Origin of the sequence: Pseudomonas sp. CFBP 13711, from assembly GCF_014842265.1 — a bacterium.
GTDB lineage: Bacteria > Pseudomonadota > Gammaproteobacteria > Pseudomonadales > Pseudomonadaceae > Aquipseudomonas.
In genome coordinates this window covers 34054-52783 of record NZ_JACYVI010000007.1, presented here as the reverse complement: position 1 = coordinate 52783, position 18730 = coordinate 34054, and the positions used below count along the sequence as shown (strand labels likewise).

Here is an 18730-nt window from a genome sequence, read left to right as displayed (position 1 = left end):
TGCACACGACGTTCTGTTACCCAATTCGCGCACTGAGCTGGGGCGTTCGCACCGAAAAGTAACAATTTCCTTCGTTTCATCTTCTTTGCATCCGTAACCCTCCTTACACCTGAAATCTTGGCAAGCCCGACGCAGAGCGGGCCGACGGGATTTCTGCGCCTGCAAAACCAACATTGGCCCCTTGGTTGCATATGCTTGTATGTACAAGTAAGCATGAGTCGATAAAAGGCGTCCACGCCCGGTTCGGATCACAGCAGCGACGCTCATGCAGAACCTTATTCCCACATTCGTCACGGACCCCGCGTCCCGGCCGGATTGATCATCGAGGATTGTTAAGTGACTACTGACCACAACACCCCTGCTCAGCAATGGACCAAACGCCGCGATGTGGAAATCCGCGCCGCCCGTGGCACGCAACTGACGGCCAAGAGCTGGATGACCGAGGCACCGTTGCGGATGTTGATGAACAACCTCGACCCGGAAGTCGCCGAGAACCCGAACGAACTGGTGGTCTACGGCGGTATCGGTCGTGCAGCGCGCAACTGGGAATGCTACGACAAGATCGTCGAAAGCCTGACGAACCTGAATGACGACGAAACCCTGCTGGTGCAATCCGGCAAGCCGGTCGGCGTGTTCAAGACTCACAGCAACGCACCGCGCGTACTGATCGCCAACTCCAACCTGGTGCCGCACTGGGCGAGCTGGGAGCATTTCAACGAACTGGACGCCAAAGGCCTGGCCATGTACGGCCAGATGACCGCCGGCAGCTGGATCTACATCGGCAGCCAGGGCATCGTTCAGGGCACCTACGAAACCTTCGTCGAAGCCGGTCGCCAGCATTACGACGGCAACCTGAAAGGCCGTTGGGTGTTGACCGCAGGCCTTGGCGGCATGGGTGGCGCACAGCCGCTGGCTGCCGGCATGGCGGGCGCCTGCTCGCTGAACATCGAATGCCAGCAGAGCCGCATCGATTTCCGCCTGAAGACCCGTTACGTCGACGAGCAAGCCACTGACCTCGACGACGCCCTCGCCCGCATCGCCAAATACACCGCCGAAGGCAAGGCGATCTCCATCGCCCTGTGCGGCAACGCCGCCGAGATCCTCCCGGAAATGGTCCGACGTGGCGTGCGCCCGGACATGGTTACCGACCAGACCAGCGCCCATGACCCGCTCAATGGCTACCTGCCAAAAGGCTGGACCTGGGAGCAGTACCGCGAGCGCGCCGCCACCGAGCCTGCCGCTGTGGTCAAGGCCGCCAAGCAGTCCATGGTCGAGCACGTCGAGGCCATGCTGGCGTTCCAGAAAATGGGCGTGCCAACGTTCGACTACGGCAACAACATCCGTCAGATGGCCAAGGAAGTCGGCGTGACCCACGCCTTCGATTTCCCCGGTTTCGTGCCCGCTTACATTCGTCCGCTGTTCTGCCGTGGCGTCGGTCCTTTCCGCTGGGCCGCGCTGTCGGGCGATCCTGAAGACATCTACAAGACCGACGCCAAAGTCAAAGAGCTGATCCCGGACGACGCGCACCTGCACAACTGGCTGGACATGGCCCGTGAGCGCATCAGCTTCCAGGGTCTGCCGGCACGTATCTGCTGGGTCGGGCTGGGTCAGCGCGCCAAGCTGGGCCTGGCGTTCAACGAAATGGTCCGCAGCGGCGAGCTGTCGGCGCCGGTAGTCATCGGTCGCGATCACCTGGACTCCGGCTCCGTCGCCAGCCCGAACCGCGAGACCGAATCGATGCAGGACGGCTCCGACGCCGTGTCCGACTGGCCACTGCTCAATGCCCTGCTCAACACCGCGAGCGGCGCGACCTGGGTCTCGCTGCACCATGGCGGCGGCGTCGGCATGGGCTTCTCGCAGCACTCGGGCATGGTCATCGTCTGCGACGGCACCGATGAAGCCGCCGAGCGCATCGCCCGCGTCCTGCACAACGACCCGGCCACCGGCGTGATGCGTCATGCCGATGCGGGTTATCAGATCGCGATCGACTGCGCCAAAGAGCAGGGTCTGAACCTGCCGATGATCAATAACTGATCAATGCCCGGGTTGCTCGCAGCCCATGTGGGAGCGAGCTTGCTCGCGAATGCTTAGGCCCAGACGCAGGTGAAGCGTCGTCTGTACCGGCCTCTTCGCGAGCAAGCTCACTCCTACAGAGGGATGCATTTTGCAGAATTTGCGCGTGCCGACACTCGCTTAGGGGGATGTTTGAGATGGCTGTTCCAGATGATCGTGCTGCACCTGCTTCCGTGATCGAGCGGCGTTCGATCGATTACATCCCTGACGCCGAACGACACGGTCGTCTGTTCAGTCAGTTCACGCTGTGGCTGGGCGCCAACCTGCAGATCACCGCGATCGTCACCGGGGCCCTGGCCGTGGTGCTGGGCGGCGATGTGTTCTGGTCGTTGATCGGGCTGTTCATCGGTCAGCTCATCGGCGGTGGCGTCATGGCGCTCCACGCGGCACAAGGACCGAAGCTCGGCCTGCCGCAGATGATTTCCAGCCGGGTGCAGTTCGGCGTCTACGGCGCGGTAATTCCGCTGGTGCTGGTGTGCCTGATGTACATCGGGTTTTCCGCCAGCGGCTCGCTGCTCGCAGGCCAGGCGGTGGCGCAACTGATTAACGTGCCGGACTGGCAGGGCGTGGTCATCTTCGCCGCCGCCATCGTGGTACTGACCATTCTGGGCTACCGGGTCATCCACATGATCGGCCGTGTCGCCAGCCTCATCGGCGTGATTGCCTTCGTCTATCTGTTCGCCGCGCTGCTGGCGGGCAACGACGTAGGCGCGCTGCTGGGCAACAAGCACTTCTCGCTGAGCAGTTTCCTGCTGGCGATTTCCCTGTCGGCGTCCTGGCAGATCGCTTTCGGCCCTTACGTCGCGGACTACTCGCGCTACCTGCCGCGCAGCACGTCGGCTGGCAAAACCTTCTGGGCGGTGGGCCTGGGTTCGGTGATCGGCGCGCAGGCGTCCATGGTCTTCGGCGTGTTCGCGGCGGCGCTGGCCGGCAAGAACTTCGCCCATCACGAGGTCTCGTTCATCGTCGGCCTCGGCGGGACCGGCGCGGTGGCCGCCGCGCTGTATTTCAGCATCGCGTTCGGCAAGGTGACCATCACCACGCTCAACGCCTACGGCAGCTTCATGTCCATCGCCACCATCGTCAGCGGCTTTCGCGGCAACCGGCATATCTCCAGCGCGCTGCGGCTGACGTACATCTTCGCCATGGTCGGCATCGCGACGGCGCTTGCGCTGCTGGGCAAGGACTCGTTTCTCAAGGACTTCTCGGCCTTCATCCTGTTTCTGCTGGCGTTCTTCACGCCGTGGAGCGCGATCAATCTGGTGGATTTCTACTGCATCACCAAAGAGCGCTACGACATTCCCGCTCTGTCGGACCCGAACGGTCGCTATGGCCGCTGGAACGGGATGGGCATCGGGATTTACGTGCTGGGCGTGCTGATTCAGATGCCGTTCATCTCCACACATTTCTACACCGGGCCGCTGGTGGCGAGCCTTGATGACACCGACATCTCGTGGATCATCGGCCTCATCGTGCCGGCTGTGCTGTACTACGTGGCGGCGAAGAGGTGGCCGGGCAACGTGGCCGATCGCCTGATCCTGCCGGCGGATTCGGGGGCGCATCAGGCAAGTTGCACCGTTGCCCCTGCGCACGTCGCGGTGAACTGACCGTTCGTCATGCACGTCTGTTGCAGGGGGCATGCTGGAGAGAGAAGCGGGACGAGGCCGACAAGTGCCTCTCCCCTAGGCTGGAAGCCGTCTGTTTTCGTTACTGCCGTCATCCACTACAAGACCGGAGCGTCACTCAATGAACACGAAAAAGGCCCTGCTATCCACGTTGCTCACCGCGGGCGTGCTCGCCAGTGGCGCCAGTCAGGCTGCGGGATGGTGCGAGTCCGGCAAGCCGGTGAAATTCGCCGGCCTGAACTGGGAAAGCGCAATGCTGCTGACCGACGTGCTGCAAGTTGTGCTGAACAAGGGCTATGGCTGCGAAACGGACAGCCTGCCGGGCAACTCCATCACCATGGAAAACGCCCTGAGCACCAACGATATTCAAGTGTTTGCCGAAGAGTGGGTGGGTCGCAGCGAAGTCTGGAACAAGGCTGAAGCCGCCGGCAAAGTGGTCGGCGTCGGTTCGCCGGTGAAGGGCGCGGTGGAAGGCTGGTACGTGCCGCGTTATGTGATCGAAGGCGACGCCAAGCGCAAGCTGGAAGCCAAGGCGCCTGACCTGAAGTCCATCGCCGACCTGGGTAAATACGCAGCGCTGTTCAAGGACGCCGAGGAGCCGGAGAAAGGCCGTTTCTATAACTGCCCGGCGGGCTGGACCTGCGAGCTGGAAAACAGCGAGATGCTGAAAAGCTATGGCCTGGAAAGCAAATACACCAACTTCCGCCCGGGCACCGGCCCGGCGCTGGATGCGGCGATTCTGTCCAGCTACAAACGTGGCGAGCCGATTCTGGCGTACTACTGGTCGCCGACCCCGCTGATGGGCCAGGTGGACATGGTGCGCCTGGAAGAGAAAGACGGCGTGAACAAGACCATCGAGATCAAGGTCGGCCTGTCCAAGGCATTCCACGAACAGGCGCCTGAGCTGGTGGCGGTGATGGAGAAGGTCAACATCCCGATCGACCTGCTCAACCAGAATCTGGCGCGCATGACCAAGGAACGTATCGAGTCGCCGAAGCTGGCGAAGATCTTCCTCAAGGAACACCCGGAAGTGTGGCATCAGTGGGTGAGCGAGGATGCGGCGAAGAAGGTGGATGCTTCGCTGTAAACCTTGATCCGGGTGCCGTGCGATCCGGCGGCATCCGAACCTGTAGGCCTTCGCTTGCTTACGAATGGGGATGATCAGGCGTCGAAAATGTGGCGAATACAAGAACTTCGCGAGCAAGCTCGCTCCCACAGATTCGTCGTCAACCACCCGCCCCAGGCATTAGCAGAGCACGGATCCGCACGCAGTATTTGAATGAGATAACGATATGTTTCCCGAAAGCTTCACGTTCTCCATCGCCGACTGGGTCAATGACTGGGTCGACAAGCTGGTCACCAACTACGGCGACGTGTTCCGGCACATCTCCGACACGCTGCTGTGGGCCATCGTCAAGCTCGAAGGCCTGCTGCGCGTTGCGCCGTGGTGGCTGCTGCTGGCCATCGTCGGCCTGATCGCCTGGCACGCGACCCGCAAGATCACCACCACGGTGGTCATCGTCGGCCTGCTGTTCCTGGTCGGTGCCGTGGGCCTGTGGGACAAGCTGATGCAGACCCTGGCGCTGATGCTGGTCGCCACGGTGATCTCGGTGATCATCGGCATACCGCTCGGCATTCTGTCGGCGCGCAGCAATCGCCTGCGCTCGGTGCTGATGCCGCTGCTGGACATCATGCAGACCATGCCCAGCTTCGTGTACCTGATTCCGGTGCTGATGCTGTTCGGTCTGGGCAAGGTCCCGGCGATCTTCGCCACGGTCATCTACGCTGCGCCGCCGCTGATTCGCCTGACCGATCTGGGCATTCGTCAGGTCGATGGCGAGGTTATGGAAGCGATCAACGCGTTCGGCGCCAACCGCTGGCAGCAACTGTTTGGCGTGCAACTGCCGCTGGCCCTGCCGAGCATCATGGCCGGGATCAACCAGACCACGATGATGGCGCTGTCGATGGTGGTGATCGCCTCGATGATCGGTGCCCGCGGTCTGGGCGAAGACGTGCTGGTCGGCATCCAGACCCTCAACGTCGGTCGTGGCCTGGAAGCGGGTTTGGCCATCGTCATTCTGGCGGTCGTGATCGACCGCATTACGCAGGCCTACGGCCGTCCACGGCATGAGGCGAACAAATGAGCGTCGAGACTATTAATCCAGCGAGCTCGGGCAATCCACTGAGCGCGGGCGTTCCAGAGAACACGGGCGGCAAAATCGTCGTCAAGAACGTGTACAAGATCTTCGGCAACCGCGCGAAAGATGCGCTGGCCATGGTGCAGAACAACCAGAGCAAGGATCAGGTCCTGGCGCAGACCGGCTGCGTGGTCGGGGTGAATGACCTGTCGCTGTCCATTTCCAGCGGCGAGATCTTCGTGATCATGGGCCTGTCGGGCTCCGGCAAATCGACCCTGGTGCGGCACTTCAATCGCCTGATCGATCCCACCAGCGGCGAGATCCTGGTCGATGGCGAGAACATCCTGACCTACGACATGGAAGCGCTGCGCAACTTCCGTCGGCACAAGATCAGCATGGTGTTTCAGAGCTTTGGCCTGCTGCCGCACAAGACTGTGATCGACAACGTCGCCTACGGCTTGACCATTCGTGGCGAAAGCAAAGCGCAATGCGCCGAGCGCGCGCAGCACTGGATCACCACGGTGGGCCTGAAGGGCTACGAGAAAAAGTACCCGCATCAGCTTTCCGGCGGCATGCGTCAGCGCGTCGGCCTGGCACGGGCGCTGGCGGCTGACACCGACATCATCCTGATGGACGAAGCGTTCAGCGCACTCGACCCGCTGATTCGCGCCGAGATGCAGGACCAGTTGCTGGAGCTGCAGTCGAGCCTGAAGAAAACCATCGTGTTCATCACCCACGACCTCGACGAAGCCGTGCGCATCGGCAACCGCATCGCCATTCTCAAGGACGGTCGGCTGATTCAGGTCGGCACGCCGAAAGAAATCCTCTACTCGCCCGCCGACGATTACGTAGATCGTTTCGTGCAGCGGCGCGTGGCGACTCTCTAAGGACGCTGTGGTCATGTCGCGAGCAGAACAGATCATCATCGGCGAAGGCCCGCTCAGCTGGCGGGACGTGACCGCGGTTGCCCGTCATGGCGCGACGCTGTCGCTGTCGGAAAGCGCGTGGGCGCGGATCGACAATGCCCAGGCGATCGTGCAGCGCATCGTTGCCAGCGGCGAACGCGCCTATGGCGTGAACACCGGCCTCGGCGCGCTGTGCAACGTGTCACTGGCCGACGAGCAGCTTGGCCGACTGTCGCGCAACACCCTGCTCAGCCATGCCTGCGGCGTCGGCCCGGCGTTACCGGACGAGCAGACCCGCGCGATCACCTGTGCTGCGATCATCAACTACAGCCAGGGCAAATCCGGGATTCATCGTCAGGTGGTCGAGGCCTTGCTCGCCCTGCTCAATCGACGCATCACCCCGCAAGTGCCGTCCCAGGGTTCGGTGGGATACCTCACGCACATGGCGCACATCGGCGTCGCACTGCTCGGTGTGGGCCAGGTCAGTTATCGCGGGCAGGTGATGTCGGCGTTGCAGGCGCTTAGCGAAGAAGGCTTGTCGCCGGTGGAGCTGGGAGCGAAGGACGGTCTGTGTCTGGTCAACGGCACGCCGTGCATGACCGGCCTCAGCTGCCTGGCCATCGCCGACGTGAATCGCCTGATGCAGTGGGCGGATGTGATCAGCGCCATGACCTTCGAGGGCCTGCGCGGCCAGCTCGACGCTTTTGACGAAACCATTATTGCGCTCAAGCCACACCCCGGCATGCAGCAAGTCGGCAAAAACCTGCGCGGCCTGCTCGCCGGCAGTGAAGTGCTCGCCAACAGTCAGGGCATCCGCACCCAGGACGCCTTGAGCATCCGCTCGATTCCGCAGGTCCACGGCGCCACCCGCGACCAGCTGGCCCACGCCACACGGCAGATCGAAATCGAGCTCAACTCGGCCACCGACAACCCGCTGCTGCTCGGCACGCCTGAAGCGTACCGCGTGGTTTCCCAGGCCAATCCCCATGGCCAGTCCGTGGCGATGGCGGCTGATCTGCTGGCGATTGCCATGGCCGAACTGGGCTCGATTGCCGAGCGACGGCTGGACCGGCTGATCAACCCCACGGTCAGCGGGCTGCCGGCGTTTCTGGTCAGCCAGCCGGGGGTCAACTCCGGAATGATGATCACCCAATATGTCGCCGCCTCACTGTGCGCGGAAAACCGCCAGCTGGCACAACCGGCGGTCATCGACAACTACGTGACGTCCGGCCTGCAGGAGGATCATCTGAGCATGGGCACCAGCGCCGCCTTGAAGCTGCACAAGGTGCTGGAGAACGTGACGCAGATCCTCGCGATCGAGTATTTGCTGGCCGCCCAGGCGTTCGAGTTCTTCAAGGGCCCGCGCTTTGGCGTGGGCACCGAAGCGGCGTGGCGTCTGTTGCGCGAGCGCGTGCCGGCCTATGACGAAGACCGCTGGCTGGCGCCGGACATCGCCAGCAGCGTGACCCTGCTCAAGAACGAAGAGTCATTGGAAACCGTATTCCAGCGTTGCCGCGATTACGCGGTGGGCGCTCACCACAACACCGACAACAACGGTCGCAGCGCAAGCGCCCCTCGCGCAGGACAGGCAGGCGCCGGTTCAGCGCAGACGACCGATACCCAATCAGGAGTAGCAGCATCGTGACCGACACCCAACAGGCGACCCCGCTGAATCTGATCCCCGGCCAATTGAGCCTCGCCCAGCTGCGCGCGATTTATCAGCGGCCCGTCACGCTGACCCTCGACGCCAGCGCCAATCGGCAGATCGAAGACAGCGTGGCCTGCGTCGAGCAGATACTCGCCGAAAACCGAACCGCTTACGGCATCAACACCGGTTTCGGGCTGCTGGCGTCAACGCGCATCGCCAGCGCCGACCTCGAAAACCTGCAGCGTTCACTGGTGCTGTCCCACGCCGCGGGCGTTGGTCAGCCGATCAGCGATGAGCTGGTGCGCCTGATCATGGTGCTCAAGGTCAACAGCCTGAGCCGGGGTTTCTCCGGGATTCGCCGTCAGGTCATCGACGCGCTGATTGCGCTGATCAACGCTGAGGTTTACCCGCACATCCCGCTCAAGGGTTCGGTGGGCGCCTCCGGCGACCTCGCGCCATTGGCGCACATGTCGCTGGTGCTGCTGGGCGAAGGCAAGGCGCGCTACAAGGGCGAATGGCTGAATGCCGTGGAAGCACTGGCCATCGCCGGGCTCAAGCCATTGACGCTGGCGGCCAAAGAAGGCCTGGCGCTGCTCAACGGCACGCAGGTGTCTACGGCCTATGCCTTGCGCGGCCTGTTCGAAGCCGAAGACCTGTTCGCCGGCGCCCTCAGCTGCGGCGCGCTGACCGTTGAAGCCGTGCTTGGCTCTCGCGCACCCTTCGACGCACGTATTCATGCGGCACGGGGTCAGCGCGGCCAGATCGACTCGGCTGCGGCCTATCGCGATCTGCTTGGCGACGGCAGCCAGGTCTCCGACTCCCACCGCGACTGCGACAAGGTTCAGGACCCCTACTCTCTGCGCTGCCAGCCGCAAGTCATGGGCGCCTGCCTGACCCAACTGCGTCAGGCCGCCGAAGTGCTGGCGATCGAATCCAACGCGGTGTCAGACAACCCGCTGGTGTTCGCGGCCGAAGGTGAAGTGATTTCCGGTGGTAACTTCCACGCCGAACCGGTTGCCATGGCCGCCGACAACATCGCTTTGGCCATCGCTGAAATCGGCTCGCTGAGCGAACGCCGCATCTCGCTGATGATGGACAAGCACATGTCGCAGCTGCCGCCGTTCCTGGTGGCCAACGGCGGCGTCAACTCCGGCTTCATGATTGCCCAGGTCACGGCTGCAGCGCTGGCCAGTGAAAACAAGGCGCTGTCCCACCCCCACAGCGTCGACAGCCTGCCGACCTCCGCCAACCAGGAAGACCATGTATCGATGGCACCCGCCGCTGGCAAGCGCTTGTGGGAAATGGCGGAGAACACTCGCGGCGTGCTGGCTGTAGAATGGCTGGCTGCGTGTCAGGGTCTGGACTTGCGCAACGGTCTGAAGACCTCCGAAAAACTGGAAATCGCCCGCACCACGCTACGCGGCAAAGTCCCGTTCTACGAGAAAGACCGCTTCTTCGCCCCTGATATCGAGGCCGCCATCGAGCTGCTGGCTTCCAACTGCCTGAGCGACCTGGTTTCTGCTGACCTGCTGCCGAGCTTCTGATCGGGACAGGCCAGGGATGGCCTGTCGTTGAAATGAGTGGGGGGATTACCCCCTGTAGGAATGAGCTTGCTCGCGATGCAATAGGTCAGAAACGCATTTACCGTCTGACACACCGCAATCGCGAGCAAGCTCACGCCTACAAAAGCCTCTCGTTTCGCAGCAAAAAGTAAGACTAGGAACGTGTGAAATGACATCGCAAAACGCTACAGATCTGAAACGCGGGCTCAGCGCGCGTCACATTCGCTTCATGGCGCTGGGCTCGGCCATCGGCACCGGGTTGTTCTACGGTTCCGCGTCGGCCATCAAACTGGCCGGTCCCGCCGTTCTGCTGGTGTACATCATCGCCGGCGCTGCGGTTTACATGGTCATGCGCGCTCTCGGCGAGATGGCCGTGCGCAACCCGGTGTCCGGCTCGTTTGGCGAGTACGCCACCACGTATCTGGGTCCGCTCGCAGGGTTTGTCCTCGGCTGGACCTACGCATTCGAAATGGTCATCGTCTGCCTGGCCGATGTCACTGCGTTCGGCATCTACATGGGCTTCTGGTTTCCCGAAGTGCCGCGCTGGATCTGGGTGCTCGGCATTGTCTTTCTGATCGGCGCGCTGAACCTGTGCAGCGTCAAAGTCTTCGGTGAAACAGAGTTCTGGCTGTCGCTGCTGAAGGTCGGCGCAATCATCGCGATGATCCTCGCCGGCTTCGGCATCATGCTGTTCGGACTCGGCTCGGTCTCGGGCGGCGGCGTCAGCAGCGTGAGCAATCTATGGGCCTACGGCGGCTTCATGCCCAACGGCATCGGCGGTCTCGTGGCCTCGCTGGCGGTGGTGATGTTCGCCTTTGGCGGCATCGAAATCATCGGCATCACCGCCGGTGAAGCACGCAACCCGGAGCGCGTAATTCCCCGCGCGATCAACGCGGTGCCGCTGCGGATTCTGCTGTTTTACGTGCTCACGCTGTTCGTCCTGATGTCGCTGTATCCGTGGCAGCAGATCGGCAGCCAGGGCAGCCCGTTCGTCCAGATCTTCGATCACCTGGGGATTTCCTCTGCGGCGACCGTCCTCAACATCGTAGTCATCACTGCCGCCGTTTCGGCGATCAACAGCGACATCTTCGGCGCCGGACGCATGATGTACGGCCTGGCGATACAAGGTCAGGCGCCCAAGGGTTTTGCTCAGTTGTCCGCCCAGGGCGTGCCCTGGATGACCGTGCTGGTGATGGGCGTCGCGCTGCTCTGCGGCGTTGTGCTGAATTACCTGATTCCTGAAAACGTGTTCCTGCTGATCGCCTCGATCGCGACCTTCGCGACGGTCTGGGTGTGGCTGATGATTCTGGTCACGCAGATCGCCATGCGCCGCTCGATGAGCGCAGAAGAAGTCGCCCAGCTGAAATTCCCGGTGCCGTTCTGGCCCGTCGCGCCGATTGTTGCCACGTTGTTCATGGTGTTCGTGTTCGGCGTGCTGGGTTATTTCCCGGACAGCCAGGCCGCGCTGGTGGTGGGGGCGGTGTGGATCGGGTTGCTGGTGGTTGCGTACTGGATCTGGGTAAAGCCGAAGCAGAACCTGATAAAGGCCACATCAAACAGCTGATAAATGGACTGTCATGAACGGTCCGTGTGGGAGCGAGCTTGCTCGCGAAGACTGAATTTCAGGCGCCGAATATTCGGCGGAGACACTTGCCGCTTCGCGAGCAAGCTCACTCCTACACTTAGTACTTGCAACAGGCTGTAAAACCGAAACTTTGGAGAGATCGATGAAAACGCTCTGGCACCACTGTCACGCAGCAACCATGGCGAACGGCACGTACTCGATCATCGAGGACGCCGCCATCGTGACCGATGCAGCGCGGATCGTCTGGATCGGTCCTCTCCACGCGCTGCCGGACCAGGGCGACATCAAGCGCGTCGACCTGAACGGCGCATGGGTGACGCCCGGCCTGATCGATTGCCACACGCACACGGTGTTCGGCGGTAACCGCAGCGGCGAGTTCGAGCAGCGTCTGCAGGGCGTCAGCTACGCGGAAATCGCGGCAGCGGGCGGCGGCATTGCCAGCACCGTGCGCGCCACCCGCGCCGCCAGTGAAGAAGAGCTTTACGCCAGCGCTGAACGTCGTCTGCTGCACTTGCTAAGGGACGGCGTGACCACGATCGAGATGAAATCCGGCTACGGCCTGGACCTCGCCAGCGAACGCAAAATCCTGCGGGTGATTCGCCAGCTGGGTGAAAACCTGCCGGTCACCGTGCGCAGCACCTGCCTGGCCGCCCATGCCCTGCCGCCGGAATACAAAGACCGCGCCGACGACTACATCGCTCACATCTGCAGCGAAATGCTGCCGGCGCTGGCGGCGGAAAATCTGGTGGATGCCGTCGATGCGTTCTGCGAATACCTGGCGTTCTCGCCGGCCCAGGTCGAACAGGTGTTCATCACCGCCGGCCAGCTGGGCCTGCCGGTCAAGCTGCACGCCGAGCAGTTGTCTTCGCTGCATGGCTCGAGTCTGGCGGCGCGTTATCAAGCGCTGTCGGCTGACCATCTGGAGTTCATGACCGAAGAAGACGCCATTGCGATGGCGGCCTCAGGCACGGTCGCGGTACTGCTGCCGGGGGCGTTCTACTTCCTGCGCGAAACTCAATTGCCGCCGATGGATGCCCTGCGCAAACACGGGGTGAAGATCGCCATTTCCACCGATCTCAATCCGGGCACGTCGCCGGGTCTGTCGCTGCGGCTGATGCTGAACATGGCCTGCACACTGTTCCGCATGACGCCGGAAGAAGCCCTGGCCGGCGCAACTGTCCACGCAGCACAGGCGCTGGGCATGGCCGAGACCCATGGCTCGCTGGAAGTTGGCAAAACGGCGGATTTTGTCGCATGGCACATCGAACGGCCCGCCGACCTCGCCTACTGGCTGGGCGGCGATCTGGACAAACGCGTCGTGCGTCATGGCGTGGAACGCACTCTCTAATCAGGGGAATACTGTGGACAAGGTTCTGAGTTTCACTCGCGGTCGCGTACCGCTGCTGATCAGCATGCCGCACCCGGGACTGCACCTGACGCCCGCCGTGCGGGACGGTCTGGTGGATGAGGCCGTGAGCCTGCCGGACACCGACTGGCACATTCCGCGCCTGTATGACTTTGCGTCTGATCTGGGGGCAAGCGTGCTCTCGGCGGAATATTCGCGCTTCGTCATCGACCTCAATCGTCCGTCCGACGACACGCCGCTGTACGCCGGCGCGACCACCGGGCTGTTCCCGTCGACGCTGTTCGAGGGCGATCCGCTGTTCAAAGAGGGTCAGGCGCCGAGCAAGGAAGAACGCGCGACTTATCTGGAGAAGATCTGGACGCCCTATCACGAGACGCTACGCGGCGAGCTTGAACGCCTGCGCGCCGAGTTCGGTTATGCGCTGCTGTTCGACGCGCATTCCATTCGTGGGCACATTCCACATCTGTTTGACGGTCGGCTGCCGGACTTCAACCTCGGCACCTTCAATGGCGCCAGCTGTGATGAAGCGCTGGCCCAGCGTCTGGATACCGCGTGCGCTGCCGCGAAGAACTACAGCCATGTGCTCAACGGGCGCTTCAAGGGCGGCCACATCACCCGCCACTATGGCGACCCGGCCAACCACATCCACGCCGTGCAACTGGAACTGGCGCAAAGCACGTACATGGACGAGTTCGTGCCCTTCCACTACCGCCCGGACCTGGCTGAGCCGACGCAGGTGGTGTTGAAAGGGCTGCTGGAAGAAATGATCGCCTGGGCACGTGAAAAGTACGGCAAGTAGACCCGGCTTGATGATTCTCATGGTGGGACCGGCTTCAGCCGGGAAGAGGCCAGTTTGAGCGCCATCAGTTTTGCGGCATTGCACCTGACGCCTTCCCGGCTAAAGCCAGTCCCACTGGATGCGCACGCGGCGTTTGTGGGACCGGCTTCAGCCGGGAAGAGGCCTGTCTGGGCGCCATCAGTCTCCTGATGGTGAGCGTTACTTCTTCAACAACCGCAACCCGTTGGCCACCACCAGCAGACTGACGCCCATGTCGGCAAACACTGCCATCCACATGGTCGCCATCCCGGCGAAGGTCACCGCCAGAAAGATCAGCTTGATCACCAGCGCCAGCGCGATGTTCTGTTTGAGCACCGCCGCCGTGTCCCGCGACAGACGAATGAAGGCCGGGATCTTGCGCAGGTCGTCGTCCATCAGCGCCACATCAGCGGTTTCGATGGCGGTGTCCGTGCCCGCTGCCGCCATGGCAAAACCGATCTCCGCCCGGGCCAGCGCCGGCGCATCGTTGATGCCGTCGCCGACCATGCCCACTCGGTGGTTCTGCGCGTACAGGGCTTCGATGGCTTGCAGCTTGTCGGTCGGCATCAGATTGCCCTGGGCCTGATCGATGCCCACCTGAGCAGCGATGGCCTTGGCTGTGTGCGGATTGTCGCCCGTCAGCATCATCGTCTTCACGCCCAGCGCATGCAGCTGCTCGATGGCCTCGCGGCTGCTGTCCTTGACCGTGTCGGCGACCGCAAACAACGCCAGCGGGCCGGAGGCGTCGAACAGCAGCACCACGGTTTTGCCCTGGCTTTCCAGCGCTTCAAGTTGCGCTTCCAGTTCCGGCGAACAATACCCGGCGTCATGCACAAGGCGGTGATTGCCCAAGTGATACAAACGCCCTTGCACCTCGCCTTTCACACCAAGCCCGGCAAGGGCTTCGAACGCCTCGACCGGCAACCGAGCGCCTTCTTGCGCCGCCTTGGCGATGGCTTGAGACACGGGGTGATCCGAGCGACCGGCCAGGCTTGCCGAGATCGCCAGTGCCTGCTCACCCAGTGACTCGTTGAGCAATACGTAATCGGTCTGCACCGGTTTGCCGTGGGTGATGGTGCCGGTCTTGTCGAGGGCCAGGTAATCGAGCTTGTGGCCCATTTCCAGGTACACACCGCCCTTGACCAGAATGCCTTTGCGCGCCGCCGCCGCCAGACCGCTGACGATCGTCACCGGCGTGGAAATCACCAGCGCACACGGGCACGCGACCACCAGCAGCACCAGGGCGCGGTAGATCCAGTCAAACCACACTGCACCCATGAACAGCGGTGGGATGATCGCAATCCCCAGCGCCAGCGCGAACACGGCGGGCGTGTAGGTCTTTGAAAAGCTGTCAACGAAACGCTGAGTCGGCGCGCGCGCACCCTGGGCCGCCTCGACGGCATGGATGATCCGCGCCAGCGTCGAGTTGTTGGCAGCGGCGGTCACTTTGTATTCCAGCGAACCGGCCTGATTGATCGTGCCAGCAAAGACCTTGTCGCCTACGGTCTTCTCGACCGGGAGGCTTTCGCCCGTGATCGGGGCCTGATCAATGCTCGACTGGCCGGCAACCACTTCACCGTCCAGCCCGATGCGCTCACCCGGCTTGACCCGAACGATGCTGCCCAGCGCAATATCTTTGACCTCAAGCTCTAGCCACTCGCCGTTCTGCTGCACGGTCGCGGTTTCCGGCGTCAGCTGCATCAGGCCGCCAATGGCATTGCGGGCACGGTCTAGGGATTTGGCTTCGATCAGCTCGGCGACGGTGAACAGAAACATCACCATCGCCGCTTCCGGCCATTGCCCGATCAGCACCGCACCGGTGACGGCGATGCTCATCAGCGCATTGATGTTCAGGTTGAAGTTTTTCAGGGCGATCCAGCCCTTTTTGTACGTGGTCAGGCCGCCGCTGAAAATGGCGACCAGCGCAACGATGGCGACCACCCAGGTGGGCGCGGCATTGGTGAAGTGGATGACTTCAGCAGACAACGCAGCGACACCCGACAGCGCCAGCGGCCACCACGGTTTGTTGGCAGGTGGCAGCGAGGCTGTTTCCTTGTCGGCGCCCTCTTCGATGAGGTCCGCCTGCATGCCCAGCGAGCCAATGGCGTCGCGAATGGGATCGGTGGACGGCAGCTCATGCCACACGCCCAGCACGCGATTGATCAGGTTGAATTCAAGCTTCTGAATGCCCTTCATCTTGCCGAGCTTGTTCTGGATCAGCGTCTGCTCGGTGGGGCAGTCCATGGCTTCGATGCGGAAGCTGCTCAGTTTTCCATCGGCATTTGATGCGCCATCGATGGTCACGACGGCGGGCGCGCTGTCGTGGGAGCAGCAGGCGTGGGCGGCATGGTCGTGCACGGGCGTGAGCTTGGTTTGCCCGTGTTCATGACCGGCGTGATCGTGCCCAGCGTGATCATGGGCAGAATGGTCATGCCCTGCGTGATCGTGCTCGGCATGGTTGTGCGAGTCGTGGGCAGGCTTGTGCGATGAAGATGTGGGTACAGAGTCACTCATGGATTGAGTCTCTAAATGTGCGTGTTGCCAAGTGAACACCCTGTAGCCACTATAGGGTCAAGCGTCCTTATCTAGATCGTGCACATGAACCCTTCATTTAAAATCGGCGAACTGGCAAAACTCACGGACTGCCCGGTGGAAACCATCCGCTATTACGAGCGCGAGGGCCTGCTCAGCGAACCCGCGCGCAGCGACGGCAACTATCGGCTGTACACCCAGGAGCACGTCGAACGCCTGACGTTCATCCGCAACTGCCGCAGCCTGGACATGACGCTGGACGAGATCCGCAGCCTTCTGGCGTTGCGCGACAGTCCGCGGGACCAGTGCGAGAACGTCAACGCGCTGATCGACGAACACATCCAGCACGTGAACGCCCGCGTCGCGAGCCTGCAAGCGCTGCAGGAGCAACTGGTCGACCTGCGCCAACGCTGCAGCGAAGGGGCGCCGGATCACTGCGGGATTCTTGATCGACTGGAGATCAGCGGGAGTGTCGTGGCAGCGGACGTCGAACACTCCCACGTAGGCCGCAGCCACGGGCATTGACTGGTTAGTGGGACCGGCTTTCGCCGGGAAGAGGCCAGTCTGCGCACCATCACTTTTGCGGTGAGGCATCCGACGCCTTCCCGGCTAAAGCCGGTCCTACAAGTCGGCGTTCAGCCAGTCCCATTGAATGCACGCGAATGCTTTAGTAGGACCGGCTTCAGCCGGGAAGAGGCCAGTCTGCGCACCATCACTTTTACGGTGAGGCATCCGACGCCTTCCCGGCTGAAGCCGGTCCTACAAGTCGGCGTTTCAGCCAGTCCCATTGAATGCACGCGAATGCTTTAGTGGGACCGGCTTTAGCCGGGAAGAGGCCATTGGGGGCAACATCACTTTCGCGGTGTGGCATCCGACGCTTTCCCGGCTAAAGCCGGCCCTACAGGGATCAAGCGTTGTGAATACGCTCAACCGCAGCCGCGACCCCAATCCCGTACTCGGGATCAGCCATCGAGCAATGCTCGATGTGCAGCTGGATGATAGGTGCCGACACGCCACGCAGCGAGCGGGCGGTATTGTCGAACAACGACTGTTTCTCCCGTGCGTTCATCAGACGGAACAGGTTGCCTGGCTGCGAGTAGTAGTCGCCATCCACGCGGTGGTTCCAGTGAGCGGCTGCGCCTTCGATGGACAACGGCGGCTCTCTGAAATCCGGCTGTTCCTGAAACGCGCCCTTGGTGTTGGGCTCATAAGAAGTCATGCCGCCACGATTACCGTCAATGCGCATCAAGCCGTCGCGGTGGTAGCTGTTCACGTGCAGCGCCGCCCGTGGCGAGTTCACCGGGATCTGATGGTGGTTGACGCTCAAGCGGTAGCGCTGGGCATCGCCGTAGGAAAACAGCCGACCCTGCAGCATTTTGTCCGGCGAGAAGCTGATGCCGGGCACCACGTTGGAAGGCGCGAATGCCGCCTGCTCGACGTCAGCGAAGTTGTTCTCCGGGTTACGGTTCAGCTCGACCACGCCCACTTCGATCAGCGGGTAGTCACCCTTCGGCCAGACCTTGGTCAGGTCGAACGGGTTGATAGGGTACGAGCCTGCCTCCTTCTCCGGCATGATCTGCACGAACAGCTTCCAGCGCGGGAAGTTGCCCTGCTCGATGTTTTCGTACAGATCGCGGTGATGGGACTCACGGTCACGGCCGACCAGTTCCTGCGCTTCTGCGTCGGTCAGGTTGGCGATGCCTTGTTGCGAGACGAAGTGAAATTTCACCCAGAACCGCTCGTGCTGTGCGTTGAGGAAACTGTAGGTGTGGCTGCCGAAACCGTGCATCTCGCGGTAGCTGCGGGGAATGCCGCGCTCGCTCATCACGACAGTCACCTGGTGCAGCGCTTCCGGCAGTTGAGTCCAGAAATCCCAGTTGTTCTCGGCACTGCGCATGCCGGTGCGTGGGTCGCGTTTGACAGCGTGATTCAGGTCGGGAAACTTCATCGGGTCGCGCAGGAAGAACACCGGCGTGTTGTTGCCGACCATGTCCCAGTTGCCTTCCTCGGTATAGAACTTGAACGCGAAACCGCGAATGTCGCGCTCGGCATCGGCTGCACCACGCTCACCGGCAACGGTGGAGAAACGGGCGAACATTTCAGTGGACTTGCCGATCTCAGAGAAGATTTTTGCACGGGTGTAGCGAGTGATGTCGTGGGTGACGGTGAAGGTGCCAAACGCGCCGGAACCCTTGGCGTGCATACGGCGCTCGGGGATGACTTCACGATCAAAATGGGCGAGCTTTTCGAGGAACCAGACATCCTGCAGCAGCGCAGGGCCATGGGGGCCGGCGGTCTGGATATTCTGGTTATCGACTACAGGGGCGCCGAAAGCGGTCGTCAGTTTGTTGCTCATGCGTGTTTCTCCACCAAGGATACTGGCGGGCGACCTCTATTGAGGCCGCCCTGTGTCTGTCCGATGGGGAGAACGATAGGAAAATCGACGCGTTTAAGCTCATTGTCACTGCGCACTGGGCGG

13 protein-coding genes are annotated in these 18730 nt (G+C 62.1%); 11 read left to right on the top strand and 2 right to left on the bottom strand.

Going from position 1 to position 18730, the window contains the following annotated elements; translation table 11 throughout:
• Nucleotides 1-336 precede the first annotated feature (336 nt).
• The 10 genes from hutU (at nt 337) to hutG (ending at nt 13701) form a co-directional block, all read left to right on the top strand.
• Nucleotides 337-2034 carry a urocanate hydratase gene (gene hutU / locus IFT47_RS14670; RefSeq protein WP_192171245.1) on the top strand — a complete coding sequence of 566 codons (1698 nt, stop codon included), beginning with the start codon at nt 337-339 and terminating at the stop codon, nt 2032-2034.
• A 176-nt stretch (nt 2035-2210) separates the two neighbouring features.
• Nucleotides 2211-3680 carry a purine-cytosine permease family protein gene (locus IFT47_RS14665; RefSeq protein ID WP_192171246.1) on the top strand — a complete coding sequence of 490 codons (1470 nt, stop codon included), beginning with the start codon at nt 2211-2213 and terminating at the stop codon, nt 3678-3680.
• Nucleotides 3681-3819: 139 nt separating this feature from the next.
• The gene (locus tag IFT47_RS14660) at nt 3820-4785 is read left to right on the top strand and encodes an ABC transporter substrate-binding protein (protein WP_192171247.1); all 966 of its coding nucleotides are present in this window, start codon (nt 3820-3822) and stop codon (nt 4783-4785) included.
• Between the two features lie 205 nt (nt 4786-4990).
• Nucleotides 4991-5842, top strand: coding sequence for an ABC transporter permease (locus IFT47_RS14655; protein ID WP_192171248.1), 852 nt, complete (start codon nt 4991-4993; stop codon nt 5840-5842).
• Nucleotides 5839-6723 carry a quaternary amine ABC transporter ATP-binding protein gene (locus IFT47_RS14650; RefSeq protein WP_244655849.1) on the top strand — a complete coding sequence of 295 codons (885 nt, stop codon included), beginning with the start codon at nt 5839-5841 and terminating at the stop codon, nt 6721-6723. Before IFT47_RS14655 ends, IFT47_RS14650 begins: the two co-directional genes overlap by 4 nt.
• A gap of 13 nt (nt 6724-6736) precedes the next feature.
• Nucleotides 6737-8386: a histidine ammonia-lyase gene (gene hutH / locus IFT47_RS14645; protein ID WP_192171249.1), complete on the top strand. Its 1650-nt coding sequence runs from the start codon at nt 6737-6739 to the stop codon at nt 8384-8386.
• Nucleotides 8383-9933 carry a histidine ammonia-lyase gene (gene hutH / locus IFT47_RS14640; RefSeq protein WP_407073211.1) on the top strand — a complete coding sequence of 517 codons (1551 nt, stop codon included), beginning with the start codon at nt 8383-8385 and terminating at the stop codon, nt 9931-9933. Before hutH (IFT47_RS14645) ends, hutH (IFT47_RS14640) begins: the two co-directional genes overlap by 4 nt.
• 187 nt (nt 9934-10120) lie before the next feature.
• The gene (locus IFT47_RS14635; protein WP_192171250.1) at nt 10121-11515 is read left to right on the top strand and encodes an amino acid permease; all 1395 of its coding nucleotides are present in this window, start codon (nt 10121-10123) and stop codon (nt 11513-11515) included.
• A gap of 163 nt (nt 11516-11678) precedes the next feature.
• Nucleotides 11679-12884 (top strand): imidazolonepropionase, encoded by a 1206-nt coding sequence (gene hutI, locus IFT47_RS14630; RefSeq protein ID WP_192171251.1) that lies wholly within the window; start codon nt 11679-11681, stop codon nt 12882-12884.
• 13 nt (nt 12885-12897) lie between these two features.
• Complete coding sequence (gene hutG, locus IFT47_RS14625) at nt 12898-13701, top strand: N-formylglutamate deformylase (RefSeq protein WP_192171252.1); 804 nt, start codon at nt 12898-12900, stop codon at nt 13699-13701.
• Nucleotides 13702-13899: 198 nt separating this feature from the next.
• On the opposite strand, the gene IFT47_RS14620 is transcribed toward hutG, so the two are convergent.
• Nucleotides 13900-16233 (bottom strand): heavy metal translocating P-type ATPase, encoded by a 2334-nt coding sequence (locus IFT47_RS14620; RefSeq protein WP_192171253.1) that lies wholly within the window; start codon nt 16231-16233, stop codon nt 13900-13902.
• An 84-nt stretch (nt 16234-16317) separates the two neighbouring features.
• Here IFT47_RS14620 and cadR point away from each other — a divergent pair, with 84 nt between their 5' ends.
• Nucleotides 16318-16776 (top strand): Cd(II)/Pb(II)-responsive transcriptional regulator, encoded by a 459-nt coding sequence (gene cadR, locus IFT47_RS14615; protein ID WP_122533975.1) that lies wholly within the window; start codon nt 16318-16320, stop codon nt 16774-16776.
• 382 nt (nt 16777-17158) lie between these two features.
• Here the strand turns inward: cadR and IFT47_RS14610 are convergent, their stop codons facing one another.
• Entirely contained in the window at nt 17159-18607 is a 1449-nt protein-coding gene (locus IFT47_RS14610; protein ID WP_192171254.1) for a catalase, read from the bottom strand.
• Nucleotides 18608-18730: the final 123 nt, after the last annotated feature.